The sequence below is a fragment of the Prosthecobacter fluviatilis genome (genome assembly GCF_055388355.1).
The window spans coordinates 3,082,540-3,098,804 of the sequence record NZ_AP043782.1 but is presented as its reverse complement, the minus strand read 5'-3'; the positions used below and the strand labels follow the sequence as shown (position 1 = coordinate 3,098,804).

At 61.1% G+C, this 16,265-nt stretch carries 11 protein-coding genes; all 11 read left to right on the top strand.

Annotated elements, in window-relative coordinates:
• Positions 1 to 121 precede the first annotated feature (121 nt).
• The 11 genes from ACZ5WW_RS11880 to ACZ5WW_RS11830 all read left to right on the top strand — a co-directional run bounded on the left by ACZ5WW_RS11880 (position 122) and on the right by ACZ5WW_RS11830 (position 16,254).
• A complete protein-coding gene (locus tag ACZ5WW_RS11880) occupies positions 122 to 2,614 on the top strand; it encodes a PSD1 and planctomycete cytochrome C domain-containing protein (RefSeq protein ID WP_377170918.1) in 2,493 nt (830 codons plus the stop codon).
• Positions 2,611 to 4,035 carry a DUF1501 domain-containing protein gene (locus ACZ5WW_RS11875; RefSeq protein ID WP_377170920.1) on the top strand — a complete coding sequence of 475 codons (1,425 nt, stop codon included), beginning with the start codon at positions 2,611 to 2,613 and terminating at the stop codon, positions 4,033 to 4,035. Before ACZ5WW_RS11880 ends, ACZ5WW_RS11875 begins: the two co-directional genes overlap by 4 nt.
• 63 nt (positions 4,036 to 4,098) lie before the next feature.
• Positions 4,099 to 5,127: an L-threonine 3-dehydrogenase gene (tdh, locus tag ACZ5WW_RS11870; RefSeq protein ID WP_377170922.1), complete on the top strand. Its 1,029-nt coding sequence runs from the start codon at positions 4,099 to 4,101 to the stop codon at positions 5,125 to 5,127.
• A 50-nt stretch (positions 5,128 to 5,177) separates the two neighbouring features.
• Positions 5,178 to 6,161, top strand: a complete 984-nt coding sequence (locus ACZ5WW_RS11865; protein ID WP_377170924.1) for a LysR family transcriptional regulator — start codon at positions 5,178 to 5,180, stop codon at positions 6,159 to 6,161.
• A gap of 209 nt (positions 6,162 to 6,370) precedes the next feature.
• Complete coding sequence (gene kbl / locus ACZ5WW_RS11860; RefSeq protein WP_377170926.1) at positions 6,371 to 7,561, top strand: glycine C-acetyltransferase; 1,191 nt, start codon at positions 6,371 to 6,373, stop codon at positions 7,559 to 7,561.
• 12 nt (positions 7,562 to 7,573) lie between these two features.
• Complete coding sequence (locus ACZ5WW_RS11855) at positions 7,574 to 11,191, top strand: proline dehydrogenase family protein (protein WP_377170929.1); 3,618 nt, start codon at positions 7,574 to 7,576, stop codon at positions 11,189 to 11,191.
• An 8-nt stretch (positions 11,192 to 11,199) separates the two neighbouring features.
• Positions 11,200 to 11,784 carry a MarC family protein gene (locus ACZ5WW_RS11850; protein ID WP_377170932.1) on the top strand — a complete coding sequence of 195 codons (585 nt, stop codon included), beginning with the start codon at positions 11,200 to 11,202 and terminating at the stop codon, positions 11,782 to 11,784.
• A gap of 13 nt (positions 11,785 to 11,797) precedes the next feature.
• Positions 11,798 to 12,817 carry an alkaline phosphatase family protein gene (locus tag ACZ5WW_RS11845; RefSeq protein ID WP_377170935.1) on the top strand — a complete coding sequence of 340 codons (1,020 nt, stop codon included), beginning with the start codon at positions 11,798 to 11,800 and terminating at the stop codon, positions 12,815 to 12,817.
• Positions 12,817 to 13,437 carry a trimeric intracellular cation channel family protein gene (locus tag ACZ5WW_RS11840; RefSeq protein ID WP_377170937.1) on the top strand — a complete coding sequence of 207 codons (621 nt, stop codon included), beginning with the start codon at positions 12,817 to 12,819 and terminating at the stop codon, positions 13,435 to 13,437. The genes ACZ5WW_RS11845 and ACZ5WW_RS11840 overlap by 1 nt, the downstream gene beginning before the upstream one ends.
• 49 nt (positions 13,438 to 13,486) lie before the next feature.
• Positions 13,487 to 14,536 carry an NHL repeat-containing protein gene (locus ACZ5WW_RS11835; protein WP_377170939.1) on the top strand — a complete coding sequence of 350 codons (1,050 nt, stop codon included), beginning with the start codon at positions 13,487 to 13,489 and terminating at the stop codon, positions 14,534 to 14,536.
• Positions 14,537 to 14,571: 35 nt separating this feature from the next.
• Positions 14,572 to 16,254: an SGNH/GDSL hydrolase family protein gene (locus tag ACZ5WW_RS11830; RefSeq protein ID WP_377170941.1), complete on the top strand. Its 1,683-nt coding sequence runs from the start codon at positions 14,572 to 14,574 to the stop codon at positions 16,252 to 16,254.
• The last annotated feature ends 11 nt before the right edge of the window (positions 16,255 to 16,265 follow it).

Genomic DNA, 16,265 nt, shown 5'->3' with positions numbered 1-16,265 from the left:
GGCCATTCTGCAACGGGGCGGGCGGCTTCGCATCTGACTTTGTGGAGCAGGCGATGAGAAGATGCTTGTGGATCCTAAAGAGTCTCCCGGGATGCGGCGTAATGTCTGGGTCTCCCATTTCATGCAAAAAGCCGTGTTTCAGCCGTTGAGCCACCTCGTTCCGCCACGAGGCTGGATGGTGGGTGCGTGTGTGGCTTCACTGGCTCTGACGGTTTCGGCGGTGGATTATGAGAAAGAGATCAAGCCCCTGCTGAAGGAGCGCTGCTACGCCTGCCACGGAGCCCTGAAGCAGAAGGCCGAGCTCCGGGTGGACACGGCGGCCGCCATGCGCAAGGGCGGCGACGGGGGAAACATCCTGACCAAGGAGCACTCGATGCTGCTGGAGCGTGTGACCACCAGCGACAAAGACGACCGCATGCCGCCCGAGGGTGAGGGGGCCATGCTCACGAAGGAGCAGGTGGCCAAACTGAGGGAGTGGATTGCTGCGGGGGCTCCGGGGCCTGCGCAGGAAAAGCCGGAGGAAGACCCGCGTGCGCATTGGGCCTACCAGCCGCCCCGTTCATCCGGGCGCTCGATGGATGCTCTGCTGGCTGCCCGCCTGGCGGCGAAAGGCCTGAAGCCGCAGCCTGAGGCTGCGCCGGAGCTCTGGCTGCGCCGCGTGTATCTGGACCTCATCGGACTGCCGCCCACGCCGGCGCAAATCCAAGCCTTTTTGCAGGACACCTCTGTCCCGGCGCGGCAGCGGGTGGTGGATCAACTGCTGAGCACGCCACAGTACGGCGAACGGTGGGCGCGCCACTTCATGGACATCTGGCGCTACTGCGACTGGTATGGCCTTGGCGCTCAGCTGCGCCACAGCCAGAAGCACCTGTGGCACTGGCGGGACTGGATCGTGGAAGCGCTCAATGCCGACAAGGGCTACGACCAGATGATTGTGCAGATGCTGGCAGCCGACGAACTGGCGCCGGAGGATCGCAGCAATCTGCGCGCCACTGGTTTCCTGGCGCGCAGCTATTACCTCTTTAACCGCACCACCTGGCTGGATGAAACGATCGAGCACACCTGCCGTGCCTTCCTCGGGCTGACGATGCAGTGCGTGAAGTGCCATGACCACAAGTATGACCCAGTGGAGCAGGCTGACTACTACCGCATGCGCGCCATCTTTGAGCCTCTGCACGTGCGTCTCGATCCTTGGGAAGGGGAGTCTGATCTGGAGAAGAACGGGCTGCCGCGTGTCTATGACCTGCACCTCGACCAGAAGACCTACCGCCATGTGCGGGGAGACGAGAAAAATGAGGACAAGTCGCGGCCTATGACCGCAGGTATCCCGCGCGTGCTGGAGTTTGCCTCCTATGAGCCCAAGGCTGTGAAACTGCCGCCATTTTCGTCGCGTCCGGTGCTGCTGCCATTTGTGCTGAAGGATCATCTTGCAGCAGCGGATCAGCAGCTGGCCCAGGCACAGAAGGCCGGTGATGCCGGGGCGGTGAAGCTGGCGGGGCTCCGCCTCGCCATGATTCAGGCGGTGTATGCCGCCGACCTGGCGAAAGGGGACAAGGCGATTGCGCAGGCTGCAGCGCTGGCCGAGGCACGGTATGCCGAAGCCAAGGCGGAGGATGACCTGGCCAAAGCAGAGGCTGCGGCCAAGGCCAAGGATGCTGACAAGAAGATCAAGGCCGCCAAGGAGGTGCTGGAGCAAGCCCGTGCGAAGGCTGCTGCACCGGGGGACGTGTATGCTTCGCTGCCGGTGAGCTTCAAAGCTCAGGAAGGGCCCGAGGAGAATGGGAATGCCAAAGTGCAAACCTATCCTGAGACCAGCACGGGGCGCAGGCTGGCGCTGGCGCGATGGATCGCCGACAAGCGCAACCCGCTCACGGCACGCGTGTTGGTGAACCACGTGTGGACGCGCCATTTTGGTATGCCGTTGGTTGCCGATGTGGGCGACTTTGGCCGCCGCGCCAACGCTCCGCTGCATCAGGATGTGCTGGACAGTCTGACGACTGGCTTCATGGAGAGCGGCTGGAGCATGAAGTGGCTGCACCGCACGATGGTGCTGTCGGAGTTGTACCGGCGCAGTTCCTCCAATGCGGGAGCTGATCCGCACACGATTTCAGCAGACCCTGACAATCTTTTCCTCTGGCGCATGAACCCGCGCCGCATGGAGAGCCAGCTCGTGCGTGACAGCCTGCTGCATCTTTCGGGACGGCTGGACCTTGCCCTAGGAGGCCCGAGCATTGATCCTGCCATGGCGGAGACCAGCCCGCGGCGCTCGCTGTATTTTATCCAGAACGCCGATGTGGAGCACCGTTTCCTGGCGGTCTTTGACAACAGCAATGTGCTGGAGTGCTACCGCCGCAATGAAAGCGTGGTGCCGCAGCAGGCGCTGGCGCTGACCAACAGCCAGCTGAGCCGTGAGTGTGCGAATGCGCTGGCTGGCTCGCTGGCCAAGCTGGATGCGCCCGCTTTTATAGATCAGTCATTCCTGGCCATCCTGGGCCGTCTGCCGGCGCCTGCCGAGAGGCAGGCCAGCCTCGAAGGCTTTCGCGCTTTGAATGAGGACCGCAGCCTGTTTCTGCAGGCGCTCATCAACCACAACGACTTCGTCACTCTGAGATGACACCGCACCTGCCACCCACGCCTTTTCTCCGCCGGGACATTCTTGGCGGGCTGGGCAGCATTGCTGTCGCGTCCATGCTCAGGGCGGAGGATGCCTGGCAGCCGCCCGACGGTCTGCCGATGATCCCCCAGCGTGCCAAGCGTGTGATCTGGCTCTTCATGCGCGGCGGGGTGAGCCACATGGAGAGCTTTGACCCGAAGCCCATGCTCACGAAGTATGCGGGCAAGTCGATCGGTGAGACGCCCTACAAGGACGTGCAGGACCCCGAGAAGCTCAAGAAGGTGCGAGTGGTGGTGGTGAATGACGCGAACGGCAAGCAGCGCAATGTCATCTATCCGCTGCAGACCGGCTACAAGCGCTACGGGCAGTGTGGCATCGAGATCAGCGACTGGTTTCCAAACATCGGCTCCTGCGCGGACGAGATCGCCTTCATCCGCAGCATGTGGACCACGGATGACAATCATGGGGCGCAGGTGCAGTTTCACAGCGGACGGCACATGCTGGAGCCGCGGGTGCCGACGCTCGGCGCCTGGGTGACCTACGGCCTCGGCTCGATGACGGACAACCTGCCGTCCTTCATCAACATGGGGCCGCGCTTTTTTGATGTGCGGGACGGGCACTACCTGGGGCCGGCCTATGATGCGGTGAATCTGAAGGTGGACCCGAAGAATCCGCTCACCTATGCAGCACCGGAGTTTCAGATCGGCAAGCCACAGCAGGTGGCACAATTTGACCTCATTCACCGGCTCAACATGCTCAGTGCAGAGCAGTACCCTGGTGACAAGACGCTGGCCGCGCGCATGAAGAGCTACCAGCTGGCCTTCAACATGCAGACGGCCGTTCCGGAGACGATGAACCTGGACGCTGAGAGCGCGGAAACCAAGAAACTGTATGGCATGGATGACAAGGTGGCGGAGCCTTTTGCCCGGCAGCTGATCGTGGCGCGCCGTCTGGCGGAGCGCGGAGTGCGCTTTATCCAGCTGCAGCACGGAGACGGAGCCGCCGGCGCATGGGACTCGCACTCCGGGCTGAAGAAGAACCACTCCAGCCTGGCGCAGCAGGTGGACAAGCCCATCTCCGGCCTGCTGAAGGATCTCAAACAGCGCGGGATGCTGGAGGACACGCTCGTCGTTTTTGCCACCGAATTTGGCCGCACGCCCGGCAGTCAGGGCAGCGATGGCCGTGATCATCATCCGTATGGCTTCAGCGTGTGGATGGCCGGCGGCGGCATCAAGGGCGGCACGATCCACGGCAGGACGGATGAGCTGGGCTTTCACGCTGTGGAGCACCCCCACTATGTGACGGACGTGCATGCCACCATCCTGCATCTGCTGGGCCTGGACCCACACCGCCTGGAAGTGCCTGGCCGTAAGCGGCTGGAGCGCGATTTTGGCAGGGTGATTCCCCAGATCCTGGCCTGAGGTCAAAAATAACGTTTGCCAACTTAATGGACAAGTGTCCAATATATCGAATAACCAACCACTATGAAAGCACTCGTCAAGGCACGGTCGGAACGCGGTCTCTGGCTCCAGGATGTCCCGGAGCCGCAGGTGGGCATCAATGATGTCCTCATCAAAGTGCACAAGACCGGGATCTGCGGCACGGACCTGCACATTTACAAATGGGACGCCTGGGCGCAGAAGACGATACCCGTGCCGATGGTGGTGGGGCATGAGTTTGTGGGAGAGGTCGTCTCCGTGGGCTCCAACGTGAACGACTTCCATCCGGGCGAGATCGTCAGCGCGGAGGGGCATGTGGTGTGCGGGCGCTGCCGCAACTGCCTCGCGGGCCGGCGTCATCTTTGCAAAGACACCGTGGGCATCGGCGTGAACCGCACCGGGGCCTTTGCCGAATACATCAGCGTGCCGATGACGAATGTCTGGCACCACCGCGAGGGGGTGGATGAGGATGTGGCGAGCATCTTTGATCCCTTTGGCAATGCCGTGCACACGGCGCTGGCGTTTGAATGCCTGGGTGAGGATGTGCTGATCACAGGGGCGGGGCCCATCGGCATCATGGCCATTCCGGTGGTGAAGCATGCCGGGGCGCGCCATGTCGTCATCACGGATGTGAACGAATACCGGCTGGATCTGGCGCGCCAGATGGGGGCGACCCGGGCGGTGAACGTGAAGAACGAATCCATCGAAGACGTGCAAATGCAGCTCGGGATGAAGGAGGGCTTTGACGTCGGGCTGGAGATGAGCGGAAACGCCGCCGCCTTTCGCAGCATGATCGACAACATGTGCCACGGCGGCAAGATTGCCATGCTGGGCATCCCGAGCGAGCAGATCGCCATCGACTGGAACAAGGTCATCTTCAACATGCTGACCATCAAAGGCATCTACGGCCGCCAGATGTATGAGACGTGGTATTACATGAGCGTGCTGCTGGAGAGCGGCGTGAACATCAAGCCCGTGATCACGCACCGGTACCACTACACGGAATATGAAAAAGGCTTTGCCGCCATGGAGTCCGGCAACTGCGGGAAGGTCGTGCTGGACTGGTCCGCTTAAATTTACGGCTCTTGCTATCGTCTTAAAATTCTCTTAGGAGAAGACTGACGATGAAAGCAAAATCCAGCGCCCCCCAAAGAATCGGCAGAACAGCCGAGTCTCCGGCGCGTCGTTATTTCAAGGAGGTGCGTTTCCGGCAGATCCGCTCTCTGGTGGAGCTTTCGCGGCAGGGCAGCTTTGCGGCGACTGCGGCGGCCATGGGGCTGGCTGTACCCTCCGTCTGGCAGCAGATCCGTGCGCTGGAGGATGAATACGGGGTGCAGTTTGTCGTTGCGGAAGGATCCAAGGTTTCACTCACCGATGATGGGCGTGCGCTGGTGGACCTGGCTGCGCCGCTGGTCGAGTCCTTTGATGGTCTGCGGGCGTTGTTTGAGGATCAGCGCAGCACTGCTGCGCGCACACTGACGGTCGTGGCACCGGCTGCGATGCTCACCGGCGCGCTCAGGCGGCCCATCATCCTGTATCGTCAGAATCATCCCAATGTGAAGCTGGTGCTGCTGGACCGGCCCTCCTACCTTGCCCGGCAGGTGATCGAGAGGGATGAGGCGGATCTCGCCATCATGGGCAAGGCAGCCGGAGACCAGGTGATGCCGCAGTTTCAATACCAGCCGCTGGCGCGCTATGCCTTTTATCTCATGTGTCCCGCGGATCATGCGCTGGCGCGTGTGCGCCAGCTGACGCTGGAGGGCATCGTCAGCCAGCCCTTGGTGCTGGCTCCGGTGGAGAGCAGCTCCCACCGGCAGATCCGCCAGGTGTTTGCCCGGGCCGGGCTGGCAGACCGCATGAACGTCACAGTGACAGCCACGAACCGCGCCCTGCTGATGAACTATGTCGCCATCGGTTTTGGCATCGCGATCGGAACGAGTGCGGCGAGTGTGAAGCCGCCGAAGCGTGGAGCGGGTGAGGTCGAAGTCGTGGTGCGGGAAGCCGCCGCGCTGTTTGGCCACGAGGAGGTCTTTCTGGTGCAGCGCAAGGGGCGCTTCGAGCCTGCGCATGTCCGGGCTTTTCGTGAACTGGTGGTCAAAGCTTTTTGAGACGCTGGGATCCGGCGGTGCGCGCCGCTTCCGATTGCGTTATGGGTAGGGGTTGCGCCTGGTGCAAAGCTCAAGGTGACCCGACGTCATGAATTGTGAGGTGTGATACGCCTGGCGGGTGGCGTTCTTATGAAGGCAGCGCCTGTCCGAGCAGGCGAAAAATGCTTGTTGCTAATATATGGGAAGTTAATCCATTATACCGTTCAATCATGAGCCCAACCTTCACGACTCACCTTGGAACACAGCTCGATGCCATCCGCGCTGCGGGCACCTACAAACGCGAGCGGGTGCTGTCCACGCCCCAAGGGACGCTGGTGCGTGCCAACGGAGGCGGCGCGGTGCTCAACCTCTGTGCCAATAATTACCTCGGCCTGGCACAACACCCCAAGGTGCGGCAGGCTGCGCATGAGGCGCTGGAGCACTGGGGCTACGGGCTGGCCAGCGTGCGCTTCATCTGCGGGACGCAGGGGGTGCACAAGGAGCTGGAGGGTGCTCTGTCCGACTTTCTTGGCATGGAGGACACGATTCTCTACGGCTCCTGCTTTGATGCGAACGGCGGGCTGTTTGAAACGATTCTGGGCCCGGAAGATGCGATCATCAGCGACGAGCTCAACCACGCCTCCATCATCGACGGCGTGCGTTTGTGCAAAGCGCAGCGCTACCGCTACAAAAATTGCGACATGGCTGACCTGGAGGCACAGCTGATCGCGGCGGATGAAAAAGGCGCGCGCTTCAAGCTCATCGCGACGGATGGAGTCTTCTCCATGGATGGATTTATCGCGCCGCTGAAGGCCATCTGTGATCTGGCGGACAAATACCAGGCGCTGGTGATGGTGGATGACTCGCACGCGGTCGGCTTCATGGGCCGGACAGGCCGTGGGACTCACGAGCACTGCGAGGTCATGGGCCGCATTGACATTCTCACGGGCACTCTTGGCAAAGCGCTGGGAGGTGCCAGTGGCGGCTACACCAGCGGAAAAAAAGAAATCATCGATCTGCTGCGGCAGCGCTCGAGGCCGTATCTTTTTTCCAACACGCTTTGTCCCAGCATCGCAGGCGCGTCCATCGCGGCGCTGAACCTGCTGAAGCAGTCCACCAGCCTGAGGGATCATCTGGAGGTGAACACCCGTTTCTTCCGCGAACAGATGGCAGCGGCAGGTTTTAACATCGTGCCTGGGGAACACCCCATCGTGCCGGTGATGCTGGGTGACGCAGCACTGGCGGCACGGTTTGCGGATGCGATGCTGGAGCGCGGTGTCTATGTGATCGGCTTCAGCTATCCAGTCGTCCCGCAGGGCAGGGCGCGCATCCGCACACAGATCAGTGCCGCGCACACGCGTGCCGATCTCGAAAAAGCGGTGCAGGCGTTTATCGCTGTCAAAGAGCTGCTGGGAGTCTAACCTGGCAGCGCCATGAAAGAAGAACTGATTTCACAGGCAGTCGAGCTGGCGCGCCGGCTGCAGCTTCGTGCTGCCGAGCTGCAGACACCGGCGGAGAGGCGGCAGCAGGCGGAGCTGGACCGGATGCTGCAAAACCCTGCGGACAAAGCCACGCTGGTGCAGCTCACAGATCAGGCATTTCGTCCCAGGTCGGCGGCGCGGGTGGCAGATCAGTTCACCCACATTCTGGATGTGCAGGGCGTGCCCCGCTTCTTCAGCCCGCTGGACCGCGCGATGCTGCGCGGCTTTCAGACCTTTGGAGGCTGGCTGCCGGGTGTCTCCGTGCCGATGGTCAAGGAGCATATGAGGCATGAGACGGCCAATGTCATCCTGCCTGCGGAGCCCGAGGTGCTGGCCGAGCACCTGCGCCAACGCACTGCACAAGGGGTGCGAATGAATGTGAACTTCCTCGGGGAGGCCATTCTCAGCGAGGCGGAGGCGGAGCGCAGGCTCAGCTTGTACCTGGAAGCCTTGCAGCACGCGGAGACGGAGGTGTTTTCGGTCAAAATATCCACGCTTTACTCGCAGATGTCTCCGATCTCGCGGGAGCATACGATCTCGATTCTCAGCGAGCGGCTTGAGCGGCTGTATCGCAGCGCCGCACGCGCCACTTTCACGCGACGTGACGGAACGCAGGTGCCGAAATTCATCTACCTGGACATGGAGGAGTACCGGGACCTGAGCCTGACGTGCGAGGTTTTTATGCGCGCGCTGGAGCGGCATGGGCTGGAGAAGGTGAGTGCGGGCATCGTGCTGCAGGCCTACATTCCTGACTCATTCATCTGGCAGCAGCGCGTGCATGAGTGGGCGCGGGGGCGTGTGGCCGGAGGCGGGGCGGGCATCACGATGCGCATCGTGAAAGGGGCGAACATGGAGATGGAGCGCTTTGAGGCCGCCGTCAAAGGCTGGCCGCAGTCACCCTATGAAACCAAGGCTGACACGGATGCGAACTACAAGCGCATGCTGCATGAAGGATTCCGTGCTGACAATCTGGCTGCGGTGAAGCTGGGTGTGGCCTCGCACAATCTTTTTGATGTGGCCTATGCGCTCACGCTGGCCCGGCAGAACGACGCGATGGAGCGTGTACAGTTTGAAATGCTCGAAGGCATGGCCAACCATCAGCGGCGTGCGCTGTTTGAGGAGGCTCCGCAGCTGCTGCTGTACGCGCCTGTGTGCCGCAGGGAGCACTTTCTCAGCGCGATAGGCTACCTCATCCGCCGTCTGGATGAAAACACCGGGCCTGAAAATTTTCTGCGCCATGCCTTCAATCTCGTGCCGGGCAGTGAGCACTGGCACCAGCTGGAGCGGGGCTTTCGCGAGGCCTTTGCACGTATCAGCACACTCAGTGCCGAGCCACGCCGAACGCAGGACCGCAGAAAAGAGATCCGGGCGGATCAAGCCTCTCCCGCAGCGGGTGCAAAGTCTGATTTTCGGGCTTTCACCAACGAACCTGACACCGACTGGGCGCTGCCGCACCATGCGCAGTGGGCGCAGGGCATTGTGGCGTCATGGGAACGGCGTCTTGTGGAGGTGCCGCTGGTGATTGATGGCGTGGAAATTTCCGCCGGGCGTGAGGTGCGCGAGTGCCGTGACCCGTCGCGTCCGGGAGCGGTGGCAGGGCGCCATGTGCAGGCCGACAGCCAGGACATTGTGCGTGCGGTGGAATGCGCGGCCAGGGATGAAGATGGGTGGCGCGCCTTGTCCTGCCACGAAAGACAGGCGGTGATGGCGCAGGTGGCCAGGGAAGTGCGCCGGGCGCGTGCTGACCTGATGGGGGCTGCGCTGGCAAACTGCGGCAAGACGCTGGCTGAAGCGGACCCCGAGGTGAGCGAGGCGGTGGATTTCATCGAGTTCTACTCACGGGCGGCACACGCCTTCCACGAGCTGCCGGATGTCGCTGCTTCTGGCAAAGGAGTGGTGGTCGTAGTGTCGCCATGGAATTTCCCCATAGCCATTCCCTGCGGTGGCATTGCCGCTGCGCTGGCGGCGGGGAATACGGTCGTTCTGAAGCCTGCCTCTGATGCCGTGCTGCCTGCGTGGGAGCTGTGCCAGTGCTTCTGGCGCGGCGGTGTATCCAGAAAGACGCTGCAGTTTGCCCCCTGCTCAGGTGGCAGGGAAGGGGCGCAACTGGTGCAGCATGCCAAGGTGGATGCAGTCATTCTGACTGGAGGAACGGAGACGGCGCTGAGCATGCTGCGCGCCAAGCCGGACCTGCCGCTGAGCGCTGAGACGGGTGGCAAAAACGCCACCATCGTCACGGCAATGTCTGACCGTGACCAGGCCATCAAGAATGTGCTGCACTCGGCCTTCAGCCATGCGGGACAGAAGTGCTCCGCCACCTCCCTGCTGCTGCTGGAGGCGGAGGTGTATGATGATGAGGGGTTCAAACGTGCGCTTGTGGAGGCTGCGGAGAGCATCACCGTCGGTTCTGCGTGGCAGCTTCAGACCAAGATGGGCCCGCTGATCCGGCCACCGTCAGGAGATCTCGAAAACGCCCTGCTTACGCTTGAAGAAGGGGAATCCTGGGCGCTGATGCCGTGCAAGCTGGAGGGCAACGAATGCCTCTGGTCACCTGGCATCAAATGGGGGGTGCGGCCGGGCAGCTACACCCATATGACCGAGTTCTTCGGGCCGGTGCTGGGAGTGATGAGATTTGAAAAACTGCATGAGGCCATCGCGATCGTCAATCAAACCGGGTATGGCCTGACCAGCGGTCTGGAAAGCCTGGATGACCGTGAGCAGGCCGAGTGGAAGGCTGGCATCCGTGCCGGGAATCTCTACATCAACCGCGGAACCACAGGTGCTGTCGTGCTACGGCAGCCCTTTGGAGGCATGGGCAGGAGTGCTTTCGGTCCTGGGCTCAAAGCTGGCGGGCCAAACTATGTGGCGCAGTTCATGAAGTTTGAGGTGGCTCTGAAACGTCCGGGTGATGAACCTCTGAGCAATCCAGCTTTGGAGCAGCTGAATGCGAAAATCGTGAATGATTCGTGTGGCGTGCCGCCAGAGCAGCATTGGCGCACCCTGCAGGCATTGCAGAGCCTTGATCAATGGTGGCGCACTGAGTTCTGCTGTGAGCACGATCATTTCCGTCTTGCAGGCCAGGATAATGTCCGACGTTATCTGCCGCTGCGTGCTGTCCATGTGCGTGTAAGCCGCGAGGACGGCTTTTTTGAAATCTTCACGCGTGTGGCGGCAGTGAGGGCGACGGGTGCGAGAGCGATTGTCAGCAGGCCTTGTGGACTGGACACCTATGAATTGGATCTTCTGGAGAAGCTGACGCTGGACTGGGCAGGTCTGATCGAATTTGCAGAAGAAGACGACGAAGCATTCGCGGGGTCCATCCGTGACGGTCATGTGTGCCGTGTCCGCTACGCCGCCGCAGATCGTGTGCCTGAAGCAGTCCGGCGTGCCGCTGCGGAGTCCTGCATTTACATTGCCGATGCACCGGTGCTTGCTGAGGGGCGCGTGGAACTGCTGTGGTATGTGCAGGAGCAGAGCGTGAGCTTTGATTATCACCGCTACGGCAATCTGGGATCTCGAACGGGGGAAGAACGTGCAACCTTGGTTGCACCCGTCACAAACAAGGGCTGAATGCCGCCATGGACACGCTTTCCGCCACGCTGCTGCTGATCACGATCATGGACCCGCTGGGGAATGTGGCCACGTTTGTGTCAGGGCTGCGTCCGGTGCCGCCAGAGCGGCGCCTGCGGGTGATTGCGCGGGAACTCATCATAGCGCTGGTGATTCTGATCCTGTTTCTCTTCCTCGGCCCCTGGGTGCTGGGGCTTCTGCATTTGAAGCAGGAGGCCCTGTTCATCAGCGGTGGCATTGTGCTCTTTCTCATCGCCCTGAAGATGATTTTTCCGCCATCGCGCCGTGAGAAGGAGGAAGTGATGACAGAGCCGTTCATCGTGCCGCTTGCCGTTCCGATGATCGCGGGGCCTTCCGTGCTTGCCACGCTGCTGGTGCTGGTGAGCACGCATCCTGAGCAGCTCTGGAGGTGGTTTGCCGCGCTGATGATCGCGTGGTGCGTCACGGCTGCGGTGCTGCTGTGCGCACCTGCCATTGCCCGAGTGCTCAAGGAGAAAGGATCGATGGCCGTGGAGCGTCTCATGGGCATGCTGCTCGTCATGGTGGCAGTGCAGATGCTGCTCAACGGCATCGAGCAATACACCAAGCACTGAGCTGCTACATCCTATGAAATCTGCCATTACCCTTGTTTTGATCTGCCTTGGCTGCGCCGGCCAGCTGTCCGCCTACGGGCCGGGAAAAGACAGCGACTTTGCCGGCAAACGGGTGCTGTTTATTGGCATCGACGGCTGCCGGGCGGATGCGGTGGCTGCTGCCATGGAGCGTGGACTTGCGCCGCAACTGAAGATGCTCTGCGAGAGCGAGCGCGGGGTGTTTACACGAAAGTTTTATGCGGGTGGTGAAATGGGCGCGGCTACTCATCAGCCCACTGTCAGCGGGCCGGGCTGGACCAGCCTGCTCACCGGAGTGTGGATGGACCGGCACGGAGTCAAAGACAACCGGTTCATCGGCGGGCGCTTCCAGACTTATGCCCATTTCATGAGGCGGATCAAAGAGGTGCAGCCGCAGGCTTTTTGCGCGTCGTTTGCAGACTGGCCGCCGATCCATGACTTCATCGCGGACGGATCGCGCAAAGGGGATGCGGAGTTTCTGGATGTGAAATTTACCCGGGCGCCAGATGCTTCGCGACACTTTGTGGACAATCCTGAAAAGGACATCGAGGTGCGGGATGCCGCGCTCAAAACATTAAGCGGCAGAGATCCGGACGTGATGTTTGTCTATTTTGGACAGGTGGATGAATTTGGACATGGGGCGACAGATTCGCGAGCCAGCTTTTCGCCCGACAGCGCGCTGTATCTGAACGCCATCAGCCACGTGGACTCGCACATCGGAGAACTGCTGCGGGCCATGCGGGCGAGGCCCAGGTTTGCCGAAGAGGACTGGCTGGTGCTCGTCACGACGGATCATGGCGGGCTCGGCAACAAGCATGGCGGCGACAGCGATGAAGAGCGACAGATCTGGCTTGCTGCCCATGGTGCAAGTCTGCCCAAAGAGAAAATGCTCACAGAACCAACGCCACAAACCGCACTCGTGCCGATGATCTACCAGCATCTCGGCATCCGGCCCTCTCCGGAGTGGAACCCGGAACCGCCTCCTGTGCAAAAACCTGAACAACCCGTGAAGTGATGCCTGCCTGGATCGAATATTTTGCCGTCGCCGTCTGCGCCATTTCCGGTGTGCTGGCTGCTGAGGGGAAGCGAATGGATCTCTTTGGCGTGATGGTGCTGGCGCTGGTGACGGCGGTGGGCGGCGGCACGATCCGTGACCTCTGCCTCGGCGCCCAGCCGGTGTTCTGGATCAAGCAGCCGATGCATGTATGGACGGCGCTCATCGCTGCAGTGGCTATGTTTGTCTTTGTCCGCTTTACACACGTGCCCCCGAGGTTGCTGCTGCTGGCAGATGCCTTTGGGCTGGCGCTCTTTGGCATCGCCGGCACGGAGAAGGCGCTGGCCTTTGGCGTTCCCGGGGTCGTGGCGGTGCTGCTGGGGGTGGTGACTGGCGTGGCAGGCGGCATTTTGCGAGATGTGCTGCGTTGCGAGGTGCCGTGGGTTTTCCAGGCGGAGGTGTATCTGTATGCAACGGCTGCGTTTGCCGGGGCGCTGGTGTTTGTGCTGCTGCGCCAGTGGTTCCCAGCCTCGGAGAGCGACCGCTACATTGGCATGGCGGTCATCCTGTCGCTGAGGCTTGCGGCCATACGCTGGAAGCTGCGGCTGCCGACCTTCAGGAGCCGGATATCAGAGCTGTAGCGCTTTCTTTCTCGAAAGGAGCCGAGGGATTGGGGTGTTACGTTGGGTCATGAACCGCCGCCGTTTTATCTCCACGACCACTGCCTCCGCTCTCGCGGCCCCTTTTGTGAAGGCGCAGAGCAAGACCTCGCTTAACGGAGCCATCATCGGGCATGGCGAGCATCGCTACCGTGTGGATCTGGAATGGTGCAAGGCGAACCGGGAGAAACATCCCGTGAAAAACTGCCATGAGATGGTCATGGATGCGCAGAAGAGGCTGATCATGATCACTGACGAGGCGAAGAACAACATCCTCATCTTCGATAAAGAGGGCAAGGTGCTCGATGCCTGGACTCTGAAACTGCGCGGAGGCCATGGGCTGAGCCTGGATGTGCGAGATGGCAAAGAATCCCTGCTGCTTTGTGATCCGGGCGGTGGCCGCGTCGTCAAAACGAGCCTGTCGGGCGAGGTCGTGTTGGAACTGCCGCATGCGAAGGACTGTGGTGCTTACGATGCCGTGACCAAATACGCTCCCACCGAGGCAGTGGCGGGACCGAATGGCGACATCTACGTTGCAGACGGCTACGGCTCCCAGTTCATCCTGCAGTTTGACGCTGCTGGGAAATTCATCCGTAAATTCGGCGGTAACAGCACCCAGGCGATGAATGCGGGGAAGTTCATGCAGGCGCATGGTGTGACCATCGACACCCGTGGACCCACGCCGCTGGTGCTCTGCACGGAGCGTATACGTAATGAATTTCACTGGTATCAGCTCGATGGCACCTATTCGCATTCCGTGTATCTTCCCGGGGCCTTCATGAGCCGCCCGGTTATTGCGGGAGATCTGCTGCTCTCAGGCGTGTGCTTTGGCATGAAGCCCAATGACTACCGCATGTGGCGTGAGCGGGGCTTCATCATCATCCTGGACAAGAACAACCGCGTCATTTCCGCACCGGGCGGGCAGCAGCCCAAGTATGAGGGAGACCAGGTGAGTCTGCTGCTGCAGGACCAGCCTGTTTTCCGGAATGTGCATGACGTCTGCGTGGATGATGCAGGCGATCTTTATGGCTGCCAGTGGAATGCGGACCAAGTCTATCCTTACAAGCTGCACAAGGTGTGATAAAAGACTGCTGAAATCACCGACTTGATCATTCCATGCGTTCCATCCTGCTTTCCCTGCTCCTCACTGCCACCGCTGCTTTTGCGGCGGAGCTCCCCAAAGAACAGCGCATCGTCTTTTTGGGCGACAGCATCACCCAGGGAGGGGGCTACATCGAGTTCATTGATGCGGCCTTGATCGCCCAGCATCCGGAGGTGACGAAGGACATCATCCCGCTGGGGCTCAGTAGTGAGACGGTGAGCGGTCTGAGTGAGGAGGGGCATGCCGGTGGCAAGTTTCCGCGTCCGGACCTGCACGAGCGTCTGGACCGTGCGCTGGAAAAGACCAAGCCAGAGCTCGTCTTTGCCTGCTATGGCATGAATGACGGCATCTACCTGCCGCTGGGCGCGGTGCGCACGAAGGCGTTTCAGGATGGGATGAAGAAGCTGCATGACAAAGTCACCGCCGCAGGCGCACGCATCGTGCATCTCACACCGCCGGTGTTTGACCCCGTGCCGATCAAGGCGCGCGTGGTGCCTGGCGACCAGGTGAAGCCGGGCCAGTTTTACCAGGGTTACAACGAGGTGCTCGACTTCTACTCCGACTGGCTGCTGGAGATGCGCCAGAAAGGCTGGGAGGTGCTGGACATTCACGGGCCTATGAATGCCGCCATTGCAGAAAAGCGGAAGACGGAGCCTGAGTTTACCTTTTCCAAAGACGGTGTGCATCCTGGCCCGGAGGGGCATCTGATCATGGCCCGTGCCGTGCTCGATGCCTGGGGGCTCAAAGTAAAACCAGATGGCACACCTGACCATCCCAACGGGGCCGCCATCCTCGCGCTCGTCAAAAAGAAGCATGCGATCCTGCGTCCGGCCTGGCTGAGCTATGTGGGGCACAAGCGCCCCGGCAATCCTCCGGGGCTGCCCATTGAGGAAGCCAAGGCGAAGGCTGCCGAGCTCGATGCTGAGGCGCGCAAGCTCGCCAACTCCAAGGAAATCGTGTTTCCGAATCAGACTGGCGAATGGAACGGCTATGCAAAGCACGAGCTTACCATCGCTGGCAAGCCGGTGACCGTCGTCGCACCGAAGACCGCCGCTCCGGGCAGGCCATGGGTCTGGCATGGGGAATTCTTCGGGCACAAGCCCGCGCCGGACATCGCCCTGCTCGGCAAAGGCTTCCATATCGTGTATATGAAGATCAATGACATGCTCGGCTGTCCAGATGCCGTAAAGCTGTGGAACCAGTGCTACGCCGAGCTGACCAGCAACTACGCTCTCAGCACCAAGCCCTCACTTGTCGGGCTCAGCCGCGGCGGCTTGTACTGCTACAACTGGGCGATCGCCAATCCTGACAAGGTTTCCTGCATCTACGCCGATGCGCCGGTTTGCGACTTCAAGAGCTGGCCCGGCGGCAAGGGCAAAGGCAAAGGCGATGCGAAAAACTGGGCGCTGGTGCCCAAGCTGTGGGGCTTCAAGGACGAAGCCGAGGCGCTCGCTTACAAGGGCAACCCCGTGGACAATCTTGAGCCGCTGGCAAAGAATCATGTGCCGCTTCTGCATGTCTTTGGAGACGCCGACGACGTAGTGCCGTGGGATGAAAACACCGGTTTGATCGAGACGCGCTACAAGGCACTCGGGGGCAGCATCACCCTCATTCGCAAACCCGGCGTGGGCCACCATCCCCACGGTCTGGACGACTCGACGCCGATCATCGAGTTCATCGAAAAAAATGCGAAGTAAGCCCGTTGGGA